The following is a 19,880-nucleotide window of genomic DNA, read 5'->3' on the forward strand; positions in this document are numbered from 1 at the left end:
CAATTACTCTTCAGAATCCCCAGCTTCGGAATCATCATTGGCTTCTGACGCGAAGTCGTGACGCTCACGGCGTTCGTCTTTCGCTTTAACCATTGGTGATGCTTCAGTTACCGCGTGCTTAACGCGCATAACCATGCTACGGATAACGGCGTCGTTGAAGCGGAAGTTTGTTTCCAGCTCATCGATCGCTTCCTGCGGGGCTTCAACGTTCAGCAGAACGTAGTGAGCTTTGTGCAGTTTATTGATCGGGTAAGCCAGTTGACGGCGGCCCCAGTCTTCCAGACGGTGGATCGTACCAGCAGCATTAGTGATAGTTGCACTATAGCGCTCGATCATGCCCGGAACCTGTTCGCTTTGGTCAGGATGGACCATAAAAACGATTTCGTAATGACGCATCGATTATTGCTCCTTACGGATTATTCAGCCTCCTGATAGGGTCAACCGCGGCCCATGGAGGCAAGGAACGTGTTTGTGTGCGGCTGAAAAATGACGCGTCACTATACTTGCCAGCGGCAGGAAACTCAAGGAAAGGCGGGGATTTATTCTTGTTCTGACCACTACTCAATAAAAATCGCACTTTTTGTTCATTAATTAACCAATGGTTATCGATCCATTAGTCTGCTAAATCTTTCAATTAAATCATTAACTCAGCATGAGTTTTATTCATTTTTTTTGATTAAGAGCATCAACTTTCATCTGTTTTTATATAACCAAAAGCGACTAGACTTATTGATATCCACCGCTTAATCAGCGGCACAGCGAGTTGAAAGTCATACAAAATAAGTAAATAAGATATTGGAGTCACCTATGAAACGTATATTCATCATCGCAACCACATTGAGTTTACTTCTCTCCGCCAACAGTTTTGCAGCCACAGAAATCAGCCGTCAGGAAGCCATGCAGCAACAACGTGTCAGCATTGGCGAAATTTCATTGAATCATAATGTTGTTTCACCCGATGATGCCGTCGCACAAATCAGTAAAATGGCAGATGAACGCGGTGCAACCGCCTACCACATCACCCAGATGCATGAGCCGGGGAGTAATAGTTCGATTCGGGTGAATGCAGAGATTTACCGTTAGATCCTAGAACAAAGACAGCACCAGCGAATAAGACGACCAATAAAAAACAGAAGTCCGTGATATGCCCTTCCCCCGGTTTACCGGGGGTTTCTTTATCCCCTTCGTACTTGAAGCAGCAGGGGTGTTAGCTTCGCTCTGTCACCCGAATCATTTACTGCCTACTTGCAACGCCAATGACTTTGACTAACTTATAAATGCTCTGTGAAGAATCTCACCCCTGCGCTGAGGGCTGTCGGGGTAATTTTATGGCCAATCCCCGCTTCCGTCAGATAAGTTAGATGCTTATCACGCCCGCTGGCGGCCAGAGCACGAACCAAACGCTCACTCTCAATCGCCGGCACGACATCGTCAGCTTCTCCGTGCCAAACCAACAATGGCCGCTCAGCGATGGCTTCTAACTGATGAGTCAAATCATAATCTGCCAGTGGGGCCAAACGCCGTTCAAATGCCGCTTGGCTCACCTCCCTGCCCACGTCTAAAGGGGGAAACAAGCGGTGAGCCAGTGAAGTAAAGTAGCCAGACCCCATAAAATTGGCTGCTGCACTCACCCATGGATAACGGGCGAAAGCCCCTAAGGTGGTCATTCCCCCCATGGATGCCCCCGCCACACCGATACGCTGACCCTCAATTAATCCAGCCTGTTGATAATGCTGCTTCAATGCTGGCAGCTCATCGATATTTGATTTTAAAATCTCCCAGAAATGAGATAGCCGCTGAGTTTCATCGCCATTAAAACGCGCCCCGTGCATATCAGCATCGGGCGCTATGGTGCGAAAGCCTGCTTGTGCGAAGGCATAGGCGAAATAAGAATAAACCTCCTTTGACGAGGTATAGCCATGATAGAAAAAAATGGTCGGTAGTGGTTGCTGGCGTTTGCCTGCCGGTGCAGCGTGAATCACCTCAATACCGTTAATATTTTCTAGCGACATCTCAATCATGACGAAAACCCTTTATTTATCGAGCAGCGTAAACCCTTTATATACCCATATTCAGTCTGCCAAAATGAAGAGTTAAAGTCTTAAATCAAATTCTTCCAAGATATTCCCCGCCGATTTGAGCTGGCAGCGTTACACTTGAGAAATCACAAGCATGACCGTGCCACCGTGCTGACAAAGAGGCAAATATGACCATCAAACGCGCGATGTTATTTTTACTGATGACTTTCGTCCTGTCGGCTTGCAGTGCTTTTCATGTCACGCCTGTTCCTCCACCCGCAATCCAGCCTTATGCGCAAGAAATCACTCGTGCCCAGAGCCTCAATTTACAAAAAGTAGGCACAGTTTCTGCTCAGGTATTTGGTAGCCCAATGGATGTTGAAGCCGAAATAAAGCGTAGGGCTAACGCCAGCGGCGCGCCCTACTATTTGATTATTATGATGTCCGACAGTATTTACCCAGGCATTTGGTACGCCAATGCGCTGTTATATCAATAAATCCCCATCAAAATGGCTAAACCGATAATCCCGTTGCACGGCTCAATAGCGATGCGCAGATAGCTTCCGGCAACATATATTGGTCACGATGGTCAAGTGTCATGCGGCACCAAGCATCAGCCAGTGGAGGCTGATGCGCCGCGCGATAAATGCGCCCATTTCCGTGAGATAAATGGCATCGCTGCGACGTTTCAATATTTGCAAAAGAATTACAATCCTGCTGCGTTATCTTCCCTCTGGCCATCTACCGGAAAGTACCGGTCAAGCGTCGATAAGCCCAGATTTGTATTTTAGAATACCGGCGGCCAGACAGGCACGCGATAACCTTGATTTACCGCTTCAACTAATAACCATTGCGGCAGTTCGGGCAACTCAATCAGCGGCCAGTTTTCCACTGTCGGCCATGCGCGATAAAGTGCACGCGCGGTAGCTAATTCAGTGCGTTGCGTGGCCGTCAGTGGCATATCGTCAATCGAGTAATCACTGACCATCATGGGGTCAGTCGCCATAATAAAATCATCACGATGGGCGCGAGCCTTTGCCGCTAGTTGGTCGGGGGTTAGCGGTGGCGTTTGAATATCGACCCAACAAGGCTGGGCGTTATCAACACCTATTTCTTTCCCTGTTGGGGCTGTGCTGGTGTATTGGTCATAAATATCCTGCGTAACTTCTATTGCATCACCAGGCCATGATTCGGCCGCAATATAGCGCGGTTTCATTTCTTCACGGTAAAGGCCAAGTGTGCTGGGTGAGAAATAATATTTCATTCTTAATGTCCTATTGCGTAAATATCAATGCCGCCATAGCCGCCAACAGGAGCATAGGTAGTTGTTTGGCCCATGGTATAAATACGACCGGCAGGTAATTGAGCTGCGTTAGTAGACGATAAATCAGCGACACCAGATGAGCCATCTACCCCCCACACGCCCAAGCACTCAATCGGAAATGGGATTAACCAAACGGCATTAACCGTTGCCGCCGCGCCCGGAGTGACAACGGAGCATTTCTGAAGTAAAAAACCGTTGGGCAAGCTCAACGTCCATTTACTACTATCGGCATTTTTGACAAATGACCAGGCGCTCATATCGGGTATTTGTCCCGCACCGGTTCCGACATTTTTGGTTGCCGCAGTTCCCAAACCAAGGTTTGCGATAAAGGTTGCTACATTTTGAATATCACCACCATTTTTGGCTTTATCCATTTTTCCGGCCAAGGCGTTGGTCATCGTGGTGGCAAAATTTGGGTCATTGCCCAGCGCGTCGGCTAACTCTTTCAGCGTATCCAATGTCTCTGGCGCTGTGCCAGCAAGAGCCGCAATCGCTCTTGCCACAAACTCTGTCGTCACCAGTTTTTTGCTGTTGTCGTTAACGGCAGGCGTGGGTGCTGTTGGCGTTCCGGTAAAAACAGGGCTGGCCTTTGGCGCGTACTGGGGGTGAGGGTCAGCTGCTGCGATGTGTGAAGTAAGGTCTGTTCCGCCTTTTTCGACCTTCTGTTTAAGGTATGTTGTGCGGCTGGCCAGCTGTTTAGCCTGACGGTTAGATATCCCGTCAGGCCCGCCCAGAACGGGGTCAGAGACCTCGATTTGGTAGACGCCGTCTTCCCACTGCGGGGTTTCTGGTAGGTTTGCCATATTTAACTGCTCCCGTGGTTATAACTGCCGTCATAGTTGACGGTGTTGTTGTAGCGAATCGCGACAGACTGATACTCTAAGCTCGCCAGATGGCAGCGGGCCGGAGCAAAGGCTGCTAGTGTCTGGCGTAACAGCGCCGCCTGATCGTTAGTGATGGGCTGCTTGAGAATGACGCGATAAACCGCCCATGCTTCAACATCTCCATGGACGAAAAGCCCGTTGTAAGTGTGTTTGCCGTCGTAGCCTATCTGACCCGTGCCTTCAATCAGATCCACCTCCCCGAAGCCGAAACGTCGGATAATCTCCCGGATTGACCACGGCGTCCCTTTGTAGCGGTGCAGCTCGATGGCGGATTTGATAAGCGTGCGACGTACATCATCCGACTCCGCCAGCTCCCAGCCATCGCCGAACAACGAAAACTGCTTGCCCAGCCATGGCAGCGCGGAGCTGTCGACAATATCAACCAGATAGACCATCAGCGCGCTCAGGTCGATGCTGTCCAGCCGCCCAGCCAATCTGCCCAACGCTCTGAGGCTGATATCACCCTCAAGTGGTGGCGGGAGTTGTAGTGGCTCAGCCATCGGATACCCCAGCCATATTGAGAGTGATCGCCGTACAGTTTGCCCACTCGCTTTCAGCAACGACTCTCAGCGATGGTGTTACCAGTTCGACCTGGTAGACCCCAGCAACGGACAGCACGCTGATAATCTGACTGGGGACAATATCGCGGCCCAGCGCAGCGGTGCGTGACGCCACCCAGTTCTGTATAGCGCTGTTGGCGCTGTCCTTTATCGAGTTGGCATCCTGGTCACGGTAAATTGTGATGTTGGCTTCAATGGTGTAATCCACCTGTACAGGTGTTTTAGCCCGCACGGTATCAGTGAGCGGCCTGACTTTCTCGTCTGAACAAAAGCTCTCAACCAGTGTGAGGATGCTGTCGTCAGGCAGGCCGGTACTGAGTAGCGGATACAGTTCCACGATACCCGGAACCGGGGATAGCACTGCAACGTCGACGATATTGGGATGCGCCTGCATGGCATGAAACCGGTATGCCTGTCGGCTCCCAGCATTCGTGAACGATTCTGGGGCCAGCTTGATGCGCTCGCGCAGCCTGTCATTGTCTTCTTGTTCTGAGCCGCCAGAGCTGGCCGCTAGATTGGTTACCTGCAGGTCGACGTTATCAATCTCATCAAGCAACTGGCTCACTTGCGCAGGTTGCCAGCCGTTGCCAGCGACGCCCGGTTCGGTACAGGTAGCCGTGGTGTTGACCAGCAGTAACCCGGCCTTCAGCACTGCGTCCGTATCGGTGGCAAAAATAATGCTATCGGAGGCACTGACGCGGGTGCCAGCTGGGATCAGCACATCGATAACAAGAGTCTCATCCACGGAGAACTGGAGCGGGATGGAGGCAGGCTGCGCAGCCAGACGGTACACACCGACCAGTTCACCGAGGTAGTCAATCATCGGCTCACGGGCAAAGGCGACCAAATTCTGTTTGGCCGCTTCCTGCGCTGCCACCCTGACCAGCATTTCGCGGTATGCCCATAGGTCAATCAGCAACCGCTCGGCCTGAGCGGGATACACCGTTTTTCCGGTTGCGGCTTCGTACTGCGCAATCATTTCAGCCGTGATTTTATCGGCGTCGCGTTCAATAAAGTCGGGTTCTGTCAGCGCCATAGCAGCTCCTGAGTCCGGGTCTGTCCGTCTGAGCCTTTCCAGCTCACCCGGAGCGTAAGATGTTCGCCGTCAACGGCGGGTTTAACCGACATAAGCTGGCAGCGAGGCTCCCAGCGCCGAATGGCATCGACGGACTCTCGCACCACATGTGGGATAGCCCGGTCGATGGGCCAGTCGATATAAAGTTGCAGATTACTGCCGAACTCCGGGCGATGCGGGTTGCTGCCACGAGGTGTTCGCAGGATGATTTGGATGGCCTGCCAGATATCATCCAGCCCCTGGACGATTTCGCCGGGGGCCTGCAGGGCCGGTTGCCAGAATACGGAGGTTGTTTTCATAGGGGCAGTATTGCCCCTGCGCGGGAACACCGATATTAAAGGATTTTAATAAGAGATTATTATGGTTTAGATCGAACTAGAGCACGAATACTTTGACAATTAATTCTCCATCCTTAGAGGCTCTTTTACCTTCAAGGTCTGACTTAAGCCCTTCAGAATTTGTAATGAGCTGGTTCGGATCGTAAATGACACACCAGAGGTCTTTGCAGTCCATATGTCGCCGATAATGCTCAATATCGATAATGAGTTCGTCACCTATTTTCTTTGCATGACTACGATCTCGAACAATTTTTGTCTCCAGAACTAATTTATGCGCAGGTAACAAAAAATCCATACGGGTGCTAGATCCTGCATAGCTTGGTGTAAATTCTTCGGGGCGAATGTCCTGAACCCATGGTCTGAGCAACACATGAAGAAGATCTTGCACATCATATTCATTACTAAAAGATAGTGATTGGCTCCCTTTCCTTCTGTGAGTAAGGGGATGCATTGCGCGTTGTAGTCCTTTAACTAACCGTTCTAGCAAGATCTCGACTTTTTCTGGCATCACCGGTTGTTGATAAGTGGTTATTGTATCGGCGTAATTCATGCTATTTGGGTGTATATGACCTTGAGGAAGCACGCGACCAAAGCGGTAATACCTCAGACCATTCTCTTCAAGTACTGCTTCAATTTTTTCCCGTTTTTCCTTCCATTCCAGATATTCGGGGCTTCCATTTTTTGGAGGAAGATCCATAAACTCCTCAATGACCCCGCCGAGCACAGACAAACTATCTGTCTCTGGATCTTGACCCGCTAGGTATAACCAGTCCTTCCATTTTGTACTATGAGAGCCAGCAGGTGGCTCTCCCGGTGCCCCTGAAGATAGAAATAATGAATCTAAAGCTGCATGAGACCCAGTGTTCGCGATGACATCGCCGACAACTTTGCATAAGGATCTTGATAACCGCATGTTAGTCCCCGTTAAATTGGTGATAGTGCAAAATTCTATCATATTAACGGGCTTTAAAATGGTGTTCGGTATTTGCTTAATCAGTGGGAATGGTGGTTGGAGTTATCGCCGTCTGACAACATGCTGCCAGTTGAGTGGGCGTTCCCGATAATCTCGACGTTGCCCTTAATTGTCGCGGCAGCACCTTTGCCGCCAGAGCCTGCCATGCCACCCTCATAAGTCAGTTTACCCCTGACCAGCATGTCACCGGTCACTTCGGTCTGAGGTGCATCAATCGTAGCTTTTTGCGTTTTCACCATCACGTCAGCGCTACATTCGATCACCATGTGTTCGATGCCCCCCCGGATAGTGAGGGTGTGCGAAGCGCGGTTATAGCTGAACTCAGCCTCGTCGCTGAATTTGGTACCTCGCACGTTCTTGTCGCTGAACGGTGGTTTATCGACGTCTGAATAGACTGCACCAAGAATAACACCATCCTCCCCATTTTCATCCAGCAGCACTTTGACCTGCTCTCCCACATCTGGGAGCCAGTAGTCTTTGTTGTTCTGCGTGTTGCGCTGAAGGACGTCAAGCCAGTTGGTCCGCATATTGTCGCACTCCGGCAACCGTACGCGGGCTTTCACTCCATCAACATCGACAGCACTGACTGTTCCGGTCTGGAGGGTAACACCTGTCATTTTTTCTTCTCCTTTATTACCGTTGAGGTGCTGCCGTCCGGTTTGTAGACGGTGAGCGTCTGGGTCTTGCCGGACTTGTTGCCTTTTTTCGCCTTGCCCTGAGTCACTGGCCCCCGTGCCACATCCAGTTCCGTCACATAACCACCGTTGCGGTCAAACGCATGGCGGGCCGTGGTTATCAGCCATGGCCCGGATAACTGACCAAAATCCACCAGTTCAATTTTATTGCCCGCCGTCAGTTGGGGCGACCCCATCAGCGTCAGGGAGCCGTTCTGCTGATATTCGTTATGGCTGGCCAGCGCAGAGTCCGCCTTGATTTTTGCGCTATCAGTGTCGCTGACGCGGCTGTTGACCTTCAGTGAGTCGGCGCTCGTGACCTTGCCACCTTTGGTCTGTTTATCGCTTTCACTGGTGCCGCCGTCAGCCTCATAGACGATCAACTTTTTACTGCTGCTTTTCTGGTGTTTCACTTTCGCAGACTTGTAGACCCGGTTGATGGTGTCGCGCAGGGAAAAGCGGGCGACATCCTGCGGTTTCAGTTGCTTAACGGGCTCCTGTCCACGAAGCGTGGCCAGATGGGAGAAAATCAGCTGGTCACTGACGACCTTCACCGCATAGCCATACTCGCTGGCTAACCGTCGCAGGAAACCGACATCCGTTTCGGCATATTGCGTCACCCGGTCAATTTTGATGGATTCAATGCTGCCAACCAGCTTCAACTGATGCTTTTTGGCGATACGCCCAGCAATGGCTGCCAGCGTGGTGTTCTCAAAGCCGCGACTGGATTTAGTCCGTAAGGCGTTGTTAACCGATGTGGCCACGCCCCGGATAGCGACAACGGACGCGGGCGAACTCACTTCGATCTCGTCTATCGAGAACGTACCGCAGGACAGCAGTTTCTCGCCCTGATAGCCCATCTTTAGCGTCAACGTGTCACCCTTGCCCGGATACCACTTATCCAGCCACCGACCATCGGTGTCGTCCAGCTCAACCTCAATGGTGTCGGACTCGCTTTTGATGTTGTCGCTGTAGGTCACGCGGGTGACATAAGGTGCGATATCGTTAGTGATATTCTTCTGCAGATACCACAGGGTGAACACCGGACTAAGAACGTCACTGACGCCAGTCAACGCTGACGCAGCCTGTGTGATGCTGTTTACCTCAGCCATGGAGCAATATCCTCTTCTGTACTGGCATCGGTGGCCTCGATAACAGGGATCAGTAACAATAGCCCGGAGGGGAGCACCGGCGTGATGGCCACATGCGGATTAGCGGCGATAATCCGGGGATACCCCAGTGGGTCGCCATAGTACTGCCATGCCAAAGAATCCCAGCGCTCCCCGTCACGGGTGATATGTTCAAGAAACATCACACACTCCTTGCCAGAATTTTAGCTGCCATGGTGCTTAATCCCGGCGACATGCGGGTGAAGGTGGTACTGGCTGAATTCAGCTGACCGGAGACGGCATCAAGCGCCGCTGCGATGTTGCTGCCGTCAACGCCGTTCAGTGAGGACTGCGCCTGCTGCACATACGTGGCCGCATCACTGGTGGCTCTGGCCAGACTGATAGCGTCGGGCATGGATTCAGAGAGCGCATTAAATGCCGGAACACTTTGACCTAACGCCCCGGATACGTTGCCCAGTCCACTCATCAGCCCTGGCACGCGGGTCAGCGCGACGGCGGGGTTATCCTTCATCTTCTGCGCCACCCGAACAGCACTAATGGTGCTCTGGAGAACAGACTGCGCCTGTTTGGCATAATTGACGCCGTCGCGAACATACTGAGCCACGCCGGAAGGTGAAGGAACGGCACCAGAGACCGCCCCGATACCAGGAACCTGCGCGCGTATTGCCGGTGGCTGCAGCGGGTTCTTAGGGTCGCCGATGTACTCCCGCAGCGACGCGGTGGCGTTGACGGCCAACACGTTTCCGGTACTGTCGGTTTGTTCACTGGTTGCGGTCACGTCGGTAATGACGAACCAGCCGCGATAGTCGCCATTGCCGAAGACCAGCGCCAGCGCCTGATGGGCTTTCATCGCCGTTCGCAGACGTGCCAGCTCCACATCGGGTACACAATAATGCTGATGGAAGACCAGACTGATCTGGATTTCGTCCAACTTATCGCCAACGAACTGCAAGCCGGGCTTTCCTTCGATGCGGGCATGTTCGGCATAATCGACACCGAATGTAGCCTCGAAGCCGTCCCAGTAGGTAATCAGCTCAAACTCAATATCACCCAGTACCGCAAACATTATTCGTACCTCCGACGTTGCTTCTGAGCCAACAGGCGCTCCAGCATTTTCTCTAGCTCATGCAGGCTCATATTCAGTGCACCGGTCAGCCCAGCAGGTGCGGCAATCTCTTTGCCACTGAGGTAAAACTGGGGATTAAAGCTGACTTGAATACCACCAGAGGTTCCGCCAGCGGTAGCTGCTCCACGCCCAGAATAACCCGCAGCCATAATTTCTGGTGACGGAAGCCGAGGAACGTCGGGGATCATTTCGGTGGCCAGGCGCTGACCCGCCAGTGCGGCCAGTGGTGTGGTACGTTGTAGGCCGATAGCAGCCCCCTGCGCGATATTGTCACCGAAGTCCATAAACACGCGACTCGGCGAATGAATGCCCAGTTTTTCCTTGAACCAGCCACCGACGTTGTCGCCGAGGTCAGTAACGGTAGATTTAACGTCGTTCCATTTATTTTTGATACCGTTTACCAGACCGTCAATAAGATGGCCACCGAAGGTAGTGAATTGCGCAGGCAAATCAATGCCTAGGTATTTCAGCGCACCAGCAAAGGCTTTATACAGCAGCCCAACCGGCGACCAGTTGAGTAACAGTTTACCTATCCCTACGATGCCACCATTAAAGGCCGTTTTAATGTCAGCCCAGCGCTGTTTGAACCAACTGCTGACAGCCCCCCAGTTACGATAAATAAGGTAAGCCGCAGCCGCGACGGCGGTGATAGCCAGGCCGATGGGATTCATCAGCAGTGCCCGGCCAATCCAGAGAACGGCACGCCCGGCGATCATAATGCCGCGAACCAGCCCCCCAGCTAGCACGCCGCCAAGGGTTCTGGCTCCTTTGGCAGCAGCACTGAAGCCGGTCACCAGCCAGCGGAGCTTGCCGCCTTCCCCCAGCGCGAGCGATAGCCGCAACCAGTTGGCCCGAAGGAGCACGGCGTTTTTCCAGACATTAACGAAAGGTGAGATAAGAAGATTCAGTCCGAGCTTGAGGCCGATGGTTGCCATCTTGAACGCAAGTAATGCACCGATTACCTGAATCGTACCGCTCACGAGTTGCGGATTAGCCGCGATCCATTTTCCAGCGCTGTTCATTAATGGGATGAACGTTTCCCCTAACTGGATCAACGCTGGGCGTAATGATTCACCGATGCTAATAGCCGAGTCGTTAAAGCCAATCAGCGTTCTGCGCCAGCGCCCTTCGAGCGTATCATTTTGTTTCGCAGCATCCTTGTCCAGCGTAGACATTGCAGAAGGAGTATTCATTTCCTGCTTATTAGACTGGTATTTATCCCAACCCTGACGCATCGACAGCAGATGGTTGACGGTCTGAATATCGGTGAAGACTTCCGCCAGTCCGAAGGACTCCATCAGCTTTTGCTGACCTTCCTGATCGCCTCTTGAGCCTGCAGCTTTCCATTGCTGTACGAATGCCTTGCCTTTACCGTCGATAAATCGGTTGGCAATCATCAGTGAGGCTTCATATTGAGAGAGGCCCTGGGCTACATAATTTTGCATTGACCCCTGGTAATCCACGCCAGCCTTAGCGTATTTCTGTGTTGTATCTCCGCGTCCCATTGCCGCCAGCCAGTTGGACATATTGGTGACAGCTTCTTCCGCTGAGCCGCTGCCTTTACCCACTTCCAGACTGGCGACAATCTGGGTTATGGCGTCTTTACCGTAAATTCCACGTGCAGCGAAGGCTTTGGCCATACCGGGTAACGCTTTCGCCATATCCTTGAGTTCAAACGAGCCGAGTTTAGCCCCGGTTGCCGCAATCCCAAACGCCTGCTCCAGCTCTTTCGCATCGGTAATTTTCAGCGCATCGCTGAAGGCATAGGTCATTTTGGCGAGGTCGGTCATATCCGCCTTGGTAGCCGTGGCCGCTTTACCGAGCATCCCGGCAAAGGTCGCTGCCTGTTCTGGATTCATGCCATCGGCAACCAGTTGACCCACGCCCCCCAGCAGGGATTCCTGGAGCTGATTGACCTGCAGGGATGCCCGACGAATGGCTGTACCGATGGCCTGTTCCTGCCTTGAATCCAGATCACCGGTGACACCGATATCTCGTAACTGAGACTCGAATGACGAATATTGTTTGACTGAGTTCATGACCGGTGCGCCCAGCGTTCGGGCGATGCCGTAAGTCTCTGCCCCCTGACCATAGAGCGCCATACGGTTGGATTTCAGTGCATCACTGGTGGCCGATACCGCCGACAGGCGGCGCTGCTGGCGTTCAATCTGCTCCATTGTGCGACTCACGCGCAGCAGATCGCTGTTGAGGCGTTGCATCCGGGAAGAACCCAACTGGCCATAGCGTTCTGTTGCACGGGTTAAGGCGTTCTGACGCTCCTGAAGGCGGCGTGACGTATCACCGAGAGAGTCAAGGGCGCGTCGGGTACCGCTGACGGCGGAGCGAAAGCTGCTCCCGACAATGCCGCCAATGATGACGCCGACTGAAAACTCACTGGCCACGGTAGTTATCCTCTGAAAGCAAAAAGACAGGAGGGAAATGGTGGGGAACCATAAAGAACAGCCGCGAAGTGCGGCTGCTCGGGGCTGAAGAACTACTGGTTGTCGCCGTACTCGCTCTTGATTTGCTCTTCAGCCTGATCCAGCCACATTTCCAGATCGTCAGTATCGAGGGCATCAATCTCCCCCGGCTGAAACCTAAACCACCTCGCCAGTAGCCCCTGCGCCTGCATCAGCGTCTTCGTTGCTCTTGCCCAGCCCAGTGACTTGCTGAAATCGTTTTTGTAGATCCAGATAATCCGCTAAATCCATATTATCCAGGTCTTCAGGAAGCAGACCGGTGCTGCGGGAGATCAGCGGTTCATCCCAGTCATTTGGGTCTTTGTGGACTTTTTTAACCTGCTTGAGGTCTTTAACCGTCAGGCGTTTAAGGGTGAGCTGGGGGATTGATTCACCAGCCGCTGTGGTGAAAGGATATTTCAGAATAAAGAGTTCGGCTTCAGATTTGGTTTGTGACATGTTCGTGCTCCTGTGTAAGTTCAGAGCAGTATGTCCGTTAGGGAGGGCGACAGATATTAAAGGGGATTAAGAAGAAAGGGGCCGAAGCCCCTGTGATATCAGTGAGTGCGAAACCCCTTGCAGTTGCGCAGGAACGCAATGAGTAGCGCTTTTCCTTCGGCCTTACCGATGCCAGTGAACCAGTGGTCGGGTGGCGTCCAGGCTTCAATCAAATCAGCCAGTTTGCGGGCCTTTGAACGGGTACAGTTAATCGGATCATTGGTTTTACGGGTATTAAAAAGGTTTTCAACCCCCGGAATATCCAGAATGGTGAACCAGGTACCATTTCCCATGCCGATAGAACCGCAGTGACCGCCTTTGTCTTCAATCTCAACGGTCATCCTTGTTCCCTGCAGCCAGCGAAGACTTCAACTTATACCCCTCAAACTGCCATAACGCCTCGCTGGCATTATGCTGTGCTTTGGCGATGGCCACCTTCCTGCCGGTCTCCTCGTCGAACAGCCCCGGATGTGCCGTGGCGCTGAATCCACTGCTGACCATAAAGCCATCCGGCATCAGTGCGACGGCAATGGTCAGCGTGGTGCCCGGAAAATGGTGGGTCTGATAATTCAGCGACGCCACCAGGCCGTCTATCGTTTTACGCTCAATTTTGGGTACCACCATGATTACCCCCCGATATTGATGCGGTAGTCAGTCAACTGGTCAACACCGCCGACGCGGAAGATGTTGGCCAGATAGTCCAGCTCCAGCAGCTCTTCACCGTCCAGTACCTGCTTGATGTACGTGCAGGTAAAACTACTGGAGAACTCGGCGTTCTCGTGTTGTTTGAACGTGCCCAACGGGTTCTTCTTGAACATGATAGTCAGGAAGGTCACCAGCGGGATTTCATCAATCAGCCCCTGTGAGCTGTAGCGCTGCACACTGGATCGGCACTGCAGGGCCAGCGATTTATACGGATTAGCGGCAGACAACATCGCATCGCGATAGAAGCTATTCCACTTGATCTCGCCTTCCATTTTGTCGAAGCCTGCCGGGAGTTCCACCTTACCCACCATCCCCAGCGCTTTGTGCTCCTGCATGGTCATGGACACGTCAGGGAGTTTGACCTCCTCGGCCCGCCCCAGCAGGTTAGCGCCATCCAGATAGATGTTGGCATTGGTGATGCGGTTGATCTCAATCTTTGCCATCAGCTATTCCCCTTCAGGGTTAACAGGTATTCCGAGGTGATCTCGGTCTCAAACGTCAGCCTTTCCAGCGGCGGTGGCGGCGTGTATTTGTAGCTCAGTAACAGGTGACCGGCAGCCAGTTCCGTCTCTTCATTACGGGCGGGATCAAACCAGCATTTAAAGCCCAGTAGCGCACCGTCGCCAATCAGCTTACGTCCATAGGCGTTGACTGATTCCGTCAGCGCATCAATCAGCGCCTGGGTGATGGGCATATCGATGTACTGCTGACTGAAATAGCGCAGGGACTCGTTGATCACATCGCCTGTGCGGCGCACATTCTCAAAGTTGCGCATATGCGTCACCGTTGGCCATGCAGCCATACGGTTCCCCCACAGACGCAGACCACTTCCGTAGCTGCTAAAGACCGTAGTGATACCCTGTTCGTTAAGCAGGTTTACCTCGCTCTGCGGGTCGTCAATCATCGCCGACAACTGGCGCTCTACGCCGGTGATACCCATGATTTCCTGGTTGGATGAAGACCACCAGTACCCCTTATCTAGGTCAACTTTGGCACGCAAGCCTGCAGCACGTTGACTCAGTGGCTCCAGCCGTTCGCTGTTGGTGGCCGCGTCGTACACCTTGACGTGCGGATAGCACAGGCGGACACGGTCGGAGCTGGTATTGAAGTTAATAGTGCCTTCCGGGCCACGCCCTGTCAGTGCCTGCGCAAAGGTGGTGCCAATCGGCGCGTCGATGTAGGTCACTGCCCCCAGCTTTTCAGCCATGGCGATAAGCTCTACTGAGACGCTGTTCTGGGTGCAGAACACCGGGGCAATCAGGATTTTGGCGAAGTAGCCAAACAGGTTGAAGCTGTCGTTAAGCAACTTCATGCCCGTGCGGTTGCCCGCCGCGTTAACAGCCCCGATGATATCAACTGGGGTGACTTTGGTCGGGTCAGCATAGTGATAGCTGGCCGTCGCCGTTGCGCCCGCCGCAATGTTTTTTCCGAGACTGGTCACTACGCCGGTCTGCGCATTGAGCGAGTAGTCTTCACCCTCAACGTAAGGCTGACCATCACTGTCCGGTTTCAGCACCAGCTGCGCGACCACTGGATTGGCCAGTTGTGCTTTGCCCGTTGCTTTATCGAACGTCACATCTTCATCGGCCACAGCGGTTTTATGTACAGCCGGATCAAGCACGTTAATCACCAGAACGGTGCCTGCGCCATGATCGTAGATAGCGTCCAGCGCCTGGGGAATGGTAAAGCCGGTAAGCTGACTGCCAAATGCCGCCGCATCCTTCTCAGACAGGCACTGCACCAACGTATTGACGTCGCCCAACGGGGCGGTGCCAATCAGACCAATGACGGCAGATTTCACCGTCTTAACCGGGCGGGCACCGTTTTCCACCTCAATGGTTTCGACGCCGTGCAGATAGTTAGCTGACATGGGTGTCCTCCGTTTTCACATCGCTGTCGACACCGTTTTTGCGCTTTGGTAACTGAGGTGCGGGTGTGCTGGCGGTTTGGGTTTCTTCAGGTACTGGCGTCAGGTGCTTCAGCGCCACCAGTACCTTCACATATTCATGGTTCTCCGGCAGGGAGACGTTCTTTCCCGGCCAGAGCAGGGTTTCGGTTCCGTCCGACAGCGTGACGCCGCTGGCCGGGCCGGAATAACGGTATACTTTCATCACTCGCTTTCCTCATAGTTCACTTCGGTTAACAGCGGGCCAGACGGTAAGTCGCTGTCCTCGATAAAGACGCTTTCTGTTGCAAAGTCGAGGGCGTACTGCCATAGCCCTTTGACCTCCCCGATAAAGACTTCACGGGTCAGCCAGATACGGCGACGGCAGTTCGGCGGGGTGTAGCCACCAAGAATGCGACGGATGATATCCAGGACGTCAATCGCCCCCCTTTTGCCATTGAGCTGGCGAAAGACCACCGTGACGCACAGCTGGATAATCTGAGGCTGGATCACCGCACCGATATCATTCGGTTTGTCAAAACGCGACCCGGCATAACTGACCAACAACGCGCCGACAGAATGATTGAGACGATACTCAGCCGGTTTCTCCGGGAAATATTCCACCTGCAGTTGCGGCAGTTTCTCGCGTAACCGGGCCAGCACAGCATCAAGGACAGGCAAAACGTTCATCAGTACTTCTCCAGTAAACCATCACGTCCGCCAAAGGTGGGGCGTCGTGCCCGTGCCCGGATTTCACCGGACTCGGGCACATCCTTCTGCGTAGACTGCAGCCCCAGCGTGAGTTTTCCGTCACGAATAGCCTCAAGCTGCCGACGGGCCTCCTTATTGTCATCCTTGACGGTATCGGGCAGATCACCTTCCGGGCGGCGGGCATACAGCCGGTAACGAGACAGCGTGATGGCAATATCCCGCAGAACGGTCGGCACTTCCGCCAGCGGCAGGGTGTAACGCCCACGCAGGTGAGCATCAATCAGTTCACCTGCGTAGCGGGTACAACTCGCCACTATGTCTGCGTTAACCGTGGCGGGGGTGTCAAAATCCATCTCCTCGTTGGTCAACTGGATAAGCGTCCGCTCCGGTATCTGCTCCAGCAAGTCCGCCAGGGTGCAGTACATGTCACACCCCACGCAGGATGCGGATAACATCGCCTTCGGCCAGCGCCTCATCCAGCGCAATCCCGGCAGAGATACCTGCTGGAGTGTCGCCCGATGCAGCGACCTGGGGAATAGCGCAGGCGTTGGCATCGGACTGTACATTTTGGCCTTTTGTGACAGCCGCACCGACTTCGACGGCGATGATACCCAGAACGTTAACCGGCGTTAAATCACCGGCAGCGGCATCGATTTCTGCCACACCGAGTGCCACGGCTCCGGCCTGACAGGGGGCATTATCGGCACCAACAAAGCGCTGCTGGGTTAGCGCCGCACTGGCCGTCACGGTAGTAGTCAGAATGATCTGTTGAGTCGTCCCCATGACTGTCTCCTTATTTCACGATGTTGGTGATGAGATACCCGGCATCGCCACCGACCACAGCGACTTTGTAGATATCGGTATAACGGCAGTAATTCACCTTGCCGCCTGCGCCTGGATATTTGTCTGCAACAGGCATGCCCTTACGACGCAGGGTGTAACCAAACGATGGCTCGTTTTCGTCGGCGCTGTCGGTGCCTGGCTGTGGTTTGCCGACATAATGCAGCATCAGGTTATCGGCCCAGATATCGGACGGGGTTTTGTCCTTATCCTGCGCATCTTTCATGGAGGCCATGGATACCGGTTCGCCAATCACCACGTCTTCCATCTGGAAAAGGTCTTTCAGAATTTCGATGGTGATACGCTTGCGCTCGTTGGCCCCAATCGCGGACTGGATCGCCGGATGGAATTTCAGCAGCGACATGACGCTGGCACCCATGGTCATCAGATTCGGGCGCAGACCGGTTTTATTACGTACCACATCAATACCAGCTTCGATCACGGCAATCGGGTTGCCTTTACCCTCCAACCAGCGTTCAGCGGCTCCCAGGACTTTAACGGATGAGGCCGGGTAGACCTTTTTGTCCTGCGCCAGACGGGCAGCATATAACTCGCGCTTCAGGTTAACGCCACTGGTGACGCGACGGATGGCTTTGGCTTCCTCGTTAAACATCGACTCTGCCTGCTCGCGGTAATCCACCGGGGCAGCCAAGTCGTGCTCGTTAAGCACCAGGTCCAGTTTGCCGGTTTTCTCGCGTACCAGGATGTTACTGTCAGCCCCCACGGCACGTTCGGTGTCGTACTCCACAAAAGCCGACTTGCCAAAGGTTGGCACGGTCACGCCTTCCTTATCAGTCTGGACAATGGGAAAAATGTGCTCGCCGATGAACGCGGCATTTTTATAACCGCGTGCGATGCTGGTCAGCACCGGATCAACGACGCGCTTACCCTTTAAATAATCAGACATGCTCTCTCCTTAATTACAGGCAGCGTGAGACAGCAGCGTCGTAGCTGATGCCTTCTTTTTTCGACAAATCCAGCGCTTTCTGATGCAGCGCCAGACGCTCTGGATCGGCTTCGGCAAACTCTGCTGAAGTCGTTGAGATACCGGTATCCACACGGTCTTTGGTTGCGTGCTCGCTAAAGTTCAGCACCGGTGCAGCGCCATCCAGCAGCGTCTTGAACGCCGTGGCAAGCGGTGTGCGGATGTCGCCTTCGGCAAATTCCACCGGCTTATCGCCAGCAGAGACCGCATCCAGAATGGCGACAACAACGGGCTTCGCTGCCGGGGCCAGTTGACCGCCGCTTACCAGCTTTTCAGCGTAGGACACGTTGTCAGCGTGCAGCTTCTCCTGCTTGTTCTTCGCATCCAGCGCGGCTCGCTGAGTGGCATCTGCCTTCAGTCGGGTGTTTTCCGCCTGAAGGGCTTCAATTTCTTCTTTGGTCATCACGTCATTCTCTTGTTGAGGGTTAGGGTTTGGTTCGCTGAAGTCCGGTTCAGACTTCCCGGTATCGCGGTAAGCCTCTTCGCGCAGGGAGTCGACCTGCCATGATGGAAGTACCTTGTCGGTTTCATCCAGCCCGAACTGGCCAATCAGAAAGTCACGCAGCCGACCCCAGAGAGAGGCATTCGTGATATCGCCCCAGTCGGCAAACTCGACGACACCTTCTTCTGACTCGCCAAATGACACCTGCTTCAGCCCCTTAATAGAGGGAGGCTGCGCCCCCAGAAAACCGACGTGGCGAAGGTAAAGCGTGCCGGGTTTCGGGTTGTTCGGTGAGTCGGGGAGGTAGAACGAGGCGGAGACCTTCTTGAAGCGCCCGGAACCTATCATCTCGGCAAACTGAGGGTCGACCTGACCCGGCTCGGCATTCAGGTCTGCGCCGCTAAGTGACAGGGATTTCACCCAGCCCCACGCCGGGTCTTCCGTTTTGGGATGACCAATAACGAGCGGTGCTTCATGGACGGACGGATCGTAGGCTTTTACGCAGGCGGCAAGGTCGCTTTGCGTGAACGGCAGTTTCGTGCCGTGCATGTCGGTATGAGTACCGGCTTTGAAAATATGAATGGCTGACATTTTGCTGCCCCGCATGATGTTGTCGGAGACAGTTTGTGGAAAAGCCGCGAAGAGCGCTTTTAATCTGCTTTAGAAAAAATAAGGGGAAGATGTCAGAGAGGGAAGCAGGAGTAATTAAAGCCGTAAACGAGGGGGCTGTAAACCTTTATAAAGGCTCCGAGTCGGGTAACGCGGTAAATCGCCCGCCCCGGAGGGTTAACATCAGCGACGGGCCGCAGATTCAAGATGACGAACAATCGTATCAAGGATGGGAATAACCACATCATGCTGCAGCTCACCATCCCCCGTCAGCGGCAGGAACGGGCGGGCCGGAAGCTCTACGGACTCATTGCGACCGGTTTTGCCGCCGAACTGGTGGATCGGGCCATAAACGACATTAGTGCCAACTGCTGCCTGCCTGTCGTCATGGTCTGTTGATACTGACCCCATCAGTCGTCCGGTGAGTTGCAGCGTCTCACCATCACGATCCTGTGCGGCGAGCGAGGGCATCCATCCCGGACGGCCCTCATCCAGAAAGTTAAACTGCGTTTCCGTCAGCAGGGTTCCGGCGATTTTACGCATCGCGGGTTCCAAGTCTGTGGCGGCTAAATCCAGCGCTTGCAGACTCCGGCGCAGGGATTCATCGTTAATAGTGATGTTGACCAGATTATCGGAAGCCATCA

Annotated in this window: 27 protein-coding genes and 1 pseudogene; 2 read left to right on the forward strand and 26 right to left on the reverse strand. The window is 53.6% G+C overall.

Going from position 1 to position 19,880, the window contains the following annotated elements; translation table 11 throughout:
* Positions 1-3: 3 nt before the first annotated feature.
* Positions 4-396 carry a 30S ribosomal protein S6 gene (rpsF, locus tag DA391_RS20050; RefSeq protein WP_002210153.1) on the reverse strand — a complete coding sequence of 131 codons (393 nt, stop codon included), beginning with the start codon at positions 394-396 and terminating at the stop codon, positions 4-6.
* 411 nt (positions 397-807) lie between these two features.
* On the opposite strand from rpsF, the gene DA391_RS20060 reads away from it, so the two are divergent.
* Positions 808-1,083 carry a DUF1471 domain-containing protein gene (locus DA391_RS20060; protein ID WP_050080921.1) on the forward strand — a complete coding sequence of 92 codons (276 nt, stop codon included), beginning with the start codon at positions 808-810 and terminating at the stop codon, positions 1,081-1,083.
* 188 nt (positions 1,084-1,271) lie between these two features.
* Here the strand turns inward: DA391_RS20060 and yjfP are convergent, their stop codons facing one another.
* Entirely contained in the window at positions 1,272-2,021 is a 750-nt protein-coding gene (gene yjfP, locus DA391_RS20065; RefSeq protein WP_050286611.1) for an esterase, read from the reverse strand.
* A gap of 185 nt (positions 2,022-2,206) precedes the next feature.
* On the opposite strand from yjfP, the gene bsmA reads away from it, so the two are divergent.
* Positions 2,207-2,515 carry a biofilm peroxide resistance protein BsmA gene (gene bsmA / locus DA391_RS20070; RefSeq protein ID WP_050080923.1) on the forward strand — a complete coding sequence of 103 codons (309 nt, stop codon included), beginning with the start codon at positions 2,207-2,209 and terminating at the stop codon, positions 2,513-2,515.
* 16 nt (positions 2,516-2,531) lie between these two features.
* Here the strand turns inward: bsmA and DA391_RS24760 are convergent.
* The 24 genes and pseudogenes from DA391_RS24760 to DA391_RS20195 form a co-directional block, all read right to left on the reverse strand.
* Positions 2,532-2,645, reverse strand: a pseudogene (locus DA391_RS24760) (aidB domain protein); the annotation flags it as partial.
* Between the two features lie 160 nt (positions 2,646-2,805).
* Positions 2,806-3,282 carry a tail fiber assembly protein gene (locus DA391_RS20080; RefSeq protein ID WP_108088107.1) on the reverse strand — a complete coding sequence of 159 codons (477 nt, stop codon included), beginning with the start codon at positions 3,280-3,282 and terminating at the stop codon, positions 2,806-2,808.
* Between the two features lie 2 nt (positions 3,283-3,284).
* The gene (locus DA391_RS24550; RefSeq protein ID WP_240624761.1) at positions 3,285-4,145 is read right to left on the reverse strand and encodes a phage tail protein; all 861 of its coding nucleotides are present in this window, start codon (positions 4,143-4,145) and stop codon (positions 3,285-3,287) included.
* A gap of 2 nt (positions 4,146-4,147) precedes the next feature.
* Positions 4,148-4,726, reverse strand: coding sequence for a phage tail protein I (locus tag DA391_RS20090; RefSeq protein WP_108088108.1), 579 nt, complete (start codon positions 4,724-4,726; stop codon positions 4,148-4,150).
* Positions 4,719-5,822 carry a baseplate assembly protein gene (locus DA391_RS20095; RefSeq protein WP_108088109.1) on the reverse strand — a complete coding sequence of 368 codons (1,104 nt, stop codon included), beginning with the start codon at positions 5,820-5,822 and terminating at the stop codon, positions 4,719-4,721. The genes DA391_RS20090 and DA391_RS20095 overlap by 8 nt, the downstream gene beginning before the upstream one ends.
* Complete coding sequence (locus tag DA391_RS20100; protein ID WP_108088110.1) at positions 5,813-6,160, reverse strand: GPW/gp25 family protein; 348 nt, start codon at positions 6,158-6,160, stop codon at positions 5,813-5,815. The genes DA391_RS20095 and DA391_RS20100 overlap by 10 nt, the downstream gene beginning before the upstream one ends.
* A gap of 76 nt (positions 6,161-6,236) precedes the next feature.
* The gene (locus DA391_RS20105; RefSeq protein ID WP_108088111.1) at positions 6,237-7,112 is read right to left on the reverse strand and encodes a transposase; all 876 of its coding nucleotides are present in this window, start codon (positions 7,110-7,112) and stop codon (positions 6,237-6,239) included.
* Between the two features lie 80 nt (positions 7,113-7,192).
* Positions 7,193-7,789, reverse strand: a complete 597-nt coding sequence (locus DA391_RS20110) for a phage baseplate assembly protein V (RefSeq protein ID WP_108088112.1) — start codon at positions 7,787-7,789, stop codon at positions 7,193-7,195.
* On the reverse strand, positions 7,786-8,958 hold the full coding sequence (locus DA391_RS20115) for a phage late control D family protein (protein WP_108088113.1): 1,173 nt from the start codon (positions 8,956-8,958) through the stop codon (positions 7,786-7,788). Before DA391_RS20115 ends, DA391_RS20110 begins: the two co-directional genes overlap by 4 nt.
* Complete coding sequence (locus DA391_RS20120) at positions 8,946-9,158, reverse strand: tail protein X (protein WP_206186969.1); 213 nt, start codon at positions 9,156-9,158, stop codon at positions 8,946-8,948. Before DA391_RS20120 ends, DA391_RS20115 begins: the two co-directional genes overlap by 13 nt.
* Positions 9,158-10,042, reverse strand: coding sequence for a phage tail protein (locus DA391_RS20125; RefSeq protein ID WP_108088115.1), 885 nt, complete (start codon positions 10,040-10,042; stop codon positions 9,158-9,160). Before DA391_RS20125 ends, DA391_RS20120 begins: the two co-directional genes overlap by 1 nt.
* Positions 10,042-12,504, reverse strand: a complete 2,463-nt coding sequence (locus DA391_RS20130) for a phage tail tape measure protein (protein ID WP_108088116.1) — start codon at positions 12,502-12,504, stop codon at positions 10,042-10,044. Before DA391_RS20130 ends, DA391_RS20125 begins: the two co-directional genes overlap by 1 nt.
* A gap of 195 nt (positions 12,505-12,699) precedes the next feature.
* Entirely contained in the window at positions 12,700-13,020 is a 321-nt protein-coding gene (locus tag DA391_RS20140) for a phage tail assembly protein (RefSeq protein WP_108088117.1), read from the reverse strand.
* A gap of 98 nt (positions 13,021-13,118) precedes the next feature.
* Positions 13,119-13,400 carry a hypothetical protein gene (locus DA391_RS20145; RefSeq protein WP_108088118.1) on the reverse strand — a complete coding sequence of 94 codons (282 nt, stop codon included), beginning with the start codon at positions 13,398-13,400 and terminating at the stop codon, positions 13,119-13,121.
* Positions 13,390-13,683, reverse strand: coding sequence for a Gp49 family protein (locus DA391_RS20150; RefSeq protein ID WP_108088119.1), 294 nt, complete (start codon positions 13,681-13,683; stop codon positions 13,390-13,392). The genes DA391_RS20145 and DA391_RS20150 overlap by 11 nt, the downstream gene beginning before the upstream one ends.
* A gap of 2 nt (positions 13,684-13,685) precedes the next feature.
* Complete coding sequence (locus tag DA391_RS20155; protein WP_164079462.1) at positions 13,686-14,210, reverse strand: phage major tail tube protein; 525 nt, start codon at positions 14,208-14,210, stop codon at positions 13,686-13,688.
* On the reverse strand, positions 14,207-15,634 hold the full coding sequence (locus DA391_RS20160; RefSeq protein WP_108088120.1) for a phage tail sheath subtilisin-like domain-containing protein: 1,428 nt from the start codon (positions 15,632-15,634) through the stop codon (positions 14,207-14,209). Before DA391_RS20160 ends, DA391_RS20155 begins: the two co-directional genes overlap by 4 nt.
* Positions 15,624-15,875: a hypothetical protein gene (locus DA391_RS20165; protein WP_206186970.1), complete on the reverse strand. Its 252-nt coding sequence runs from the start codon at positions 15,873-15,875 to the stop codon at positions 15,624-15,626. The genes DA391_RS20160 and DA391_RS20165 overlap by 11 nt, the downstream gene beginning before the upstream one ends.
* Positions 15,875-16,339, reverse strand: a complete 465-nt coding sequence (locus DA391_RS20170) for a Gp37 family protein (protein ID WP_108088122.1) — start codon at positions 16,337-16,339, stop codon at positions 15,875-15,877. The genes DA391_RS20165 and DA391_RS20170 overlap by 1 nt, the downstream gene beginning before the upstream one ends.
* Positions 16,339-16,785, reverse strand: coding sequence for a gp436 family protein (locus DA391_RS20175; RefSeq protein ID WP_108088123.1), 447 nt, complete (start codon positions 16,783-16,785; stop codon positions 16,339-16,341). Before DA391_RS20175 ends, DA391_RS20170 begins: the two co-directional genes overlap by 1 nt.
* Position 16,786: 1 nt before the next feature.
* Positions 16,787-17,143, reverse strand: a complete 357-nt coding sequence (locus DA391_RS20180) for a DUF2190 family protein (RefSeq protein ID WP_108088124.1) — start codon at positions 17,141-17,143, stop codon at positions 16,787-16,789.
* Between the two features lie 10 nt (positions 17,144-17,153).
* On the reverse strand, positions 17,154-18,107 hold the full coding sequence (locus tag DA391_RS20185) for a hypothetical protein (RefSeq protein WP_108088125.1): 954 nt from the start codon (positions 18,105-18,107) through the stop codon (positions 17,154-17,156).
* A 13-nt stretch (positions 18,108-18,120) separates the two neighbouring features.
* Positions 18,121-19,218, reverse strand: a complete 1,098-nt coding sequence (locus DA391_RS20190; RefSeq protein ID WP_108088126.1) for a peptidase — start codon at positions 19,216-19,218, stop codon at positions 18,121-18,123.
* 201 nt (positions 19,219-19,419) lie between these two features.
* Positions 19,420-19,878, reverse strand: coding sequence for a phage virion morphogenesis protein (locus DA391_RS20195; RefSeq protein WP_108088311.1), 459 nt, complete (start codon positions 19,876-19,878; stop codon positions 19,420-19,422).
* Positions 19,879-19,880: the final 2 nt, after the last annotated feature.

It is taken from the genome of Yersinia massiliensis (genome assembly GCF_003048255.1).
GTDB lineage: Bacteria > Pseudomonadota > Gammaproteobacteria > Enterobacterales > Enterobacteriaceae > Yersinia > Yersinia massiliensis_A.

Excerpts from the sequence above, each read along its gene's own strand:
- rpsF (WP_002210153.1), bottom strand. The coding sequence starts at position 396 with ATGCGTCATTACGAAATCGTTTTTATGGTCCATCCTGACCAAAGCGAA.
- DA391_RS20060 (WP_050080921.1), top strand. The coding sequence starts at position 808 with ATGAAACGTATATTCATCATCGCAACCACATTGAGTTTACTTCTCTCC.
- yjfP (WP_050286611.1), bottom strand. The coding sequence starts at position 2,021 with ATGATTGAGATGTCGCTAGAAAATATTAACGGTATTGAGGTGATTCAC.
- bsmA (WP_050080923.1), top strand. The coding sequence starts at position 2,207 with ATGACCATCAAACGCGCGATGTTATTTTTACTGATGACTTTCGTCCTG.
- DA391_RS20080 (WP_108088107.1), bottom strand. The coding sequence starts at position 3,282 with ATGAAATATTATTTCTCACCCAGCACACTTGGCCTTTACCGTGAAGAA.
- DA391_RS24550 (WP_240624761.1), bottom strand. The coding sequence starts at position 4,145 with ATGGCAAACCTACCAGAAACCCCGCAGTGGGAAGACGGCGTCTACCAA.
- DA391_RS20090 (WP_108088108.1), bottom strand. The coding sequence starts at position 4,726 with ATGGCTGAGCCACTACAACTCCCGCCACCACTTGAGGGTGATATCAGC.
- DA391_RS20095 (WP_108088109.1), bottom strand. The coding sequence starts at position 5,822 with ATGGCGCTGACAGAACCCGACTTTATTGAACGCGACGCCGATAAAATC.
- DA391_RS20100 (WP_108088110.1), bottom strand. The coding sequence starts at position 6,160 with ATGAAAACAACCTCCGTATTCTGGCAACCGGCCCTGCAGGCCCCCGGC.
- DA391_RS20105 (WP_108088111.1), bottom strand. The coding sequence starts at position 7,112 with ATGCGGTTATCAAGATCCTTATGCAAAGTTGTCGGCGATGTCATCGCG.
- DA391_RS20110 (WP_108088112.1), bottom strand. The coding sequence starts at position 7,789 with ATGACAGGTGTTACCCTCCAGACCGGAACAGTCAGTGCTGTCGATGTT.
- DA391_RS20115 (WP_108088113.1), bottom strand. The coding sequence starts at position 8,958 with ATGGCTGAGGTAAACAGCATCACACAGGCTGCGTCAGCGTTGACTGGC.
- DA391_RS20120 (WP_206186969.1), bottom strand. The coding sequence starts at position 9,158 with ATGTTTCTTGAACATATCACCCGTGACGGGGAGCGCTGGGATTCTTTG.
- DA391_RS20125 (WP_108088115.1), bottom strand. The coding sequence starts at position 10,042 with ATGTTTGCGGTACTGGGTGATATTGAGTTTGAGCTGATTACCTACTGG.
- DA391_RS20140 (WP_108088117.1), bottom strand. The coding sequence starts at position 13,020 with ATGTCACAAACCAAATCTGAAGCCGAACTCTTTATTCTGAAATATCCT.
- DA391_RS20145 (WP_108088118.1), bottom strand. The coding sequence starts at position 13,400 with ATGACCGTTGAGATTGAAGACAAAGGCGGTCACTGCGGTTCTATCGGC.
- DA391_RS20150 (WP_108088119.1), bottom strand. The coding sequence starts at position 13,683 with ATGGTGGTACCCAAAATTGAGCGTAAAACGATAGACGGCCTGGTGGCG.
- DA391_RS20160 (WP_108088120.1), bottom strand. The coding sequence starts at position 15,634 with ATGTCAGCTAACTATCTGCACGGCGTCGAAACCATTGAGGTGGAAAAC.
- DA391_RS20165 (WP_206186970.1), bottom strand. The coding sequence starts at position 15,875 with ATGAAAGTATACCGTTATTCCGGCCCGGCCAGCGGCGTCACGCTGTCG.
- DA391_RS20170 (WP_108088122.1), bottom strand. The coding sequence starts at position 16,339 with ATGAACGTTTTGCCTGTCCTTGATGCTGTGCTGGCCCGGTTACGCGAG.
- DA391_RS20175 (WP_108088123.1), bottom strand. The coding sequence starts at position 16,785 with ATGTACTGCACCCTGGCGGACTTGCTGGAGCAGATACCGGAGCGGACG.
- DA391_RS20180 (WP_108088124.1), bottom strand. The coding sequence starts at position 17,143 with ATGGGGACGACTCAACAGATCATTCTGACTACTACCGTGACGGCCAGT.
- DA391_RS20185 (WP_108088125.1), bottom strand. The coding sequence starts at position 18,107 with ATGTCTGATTATTTAAAGGGTAAGCGCGTCGTTGATCCGGTGCTGACC.
- DA391_RS20190 (WP_108088126.1), bottom strand. The coding sequence starts at position 19,218 with ATGTCAGCCATTCATATTTTCAAAGCCGGTACTCATACCGACATGCAC.
- DA391_RS20195 (WP_108088311.1), bottom strand. The coding sequence starts at position 19,878 with ATGGCTTCCGATAATCTGGTCAACATCACTATTAACGATGAATCCCTG.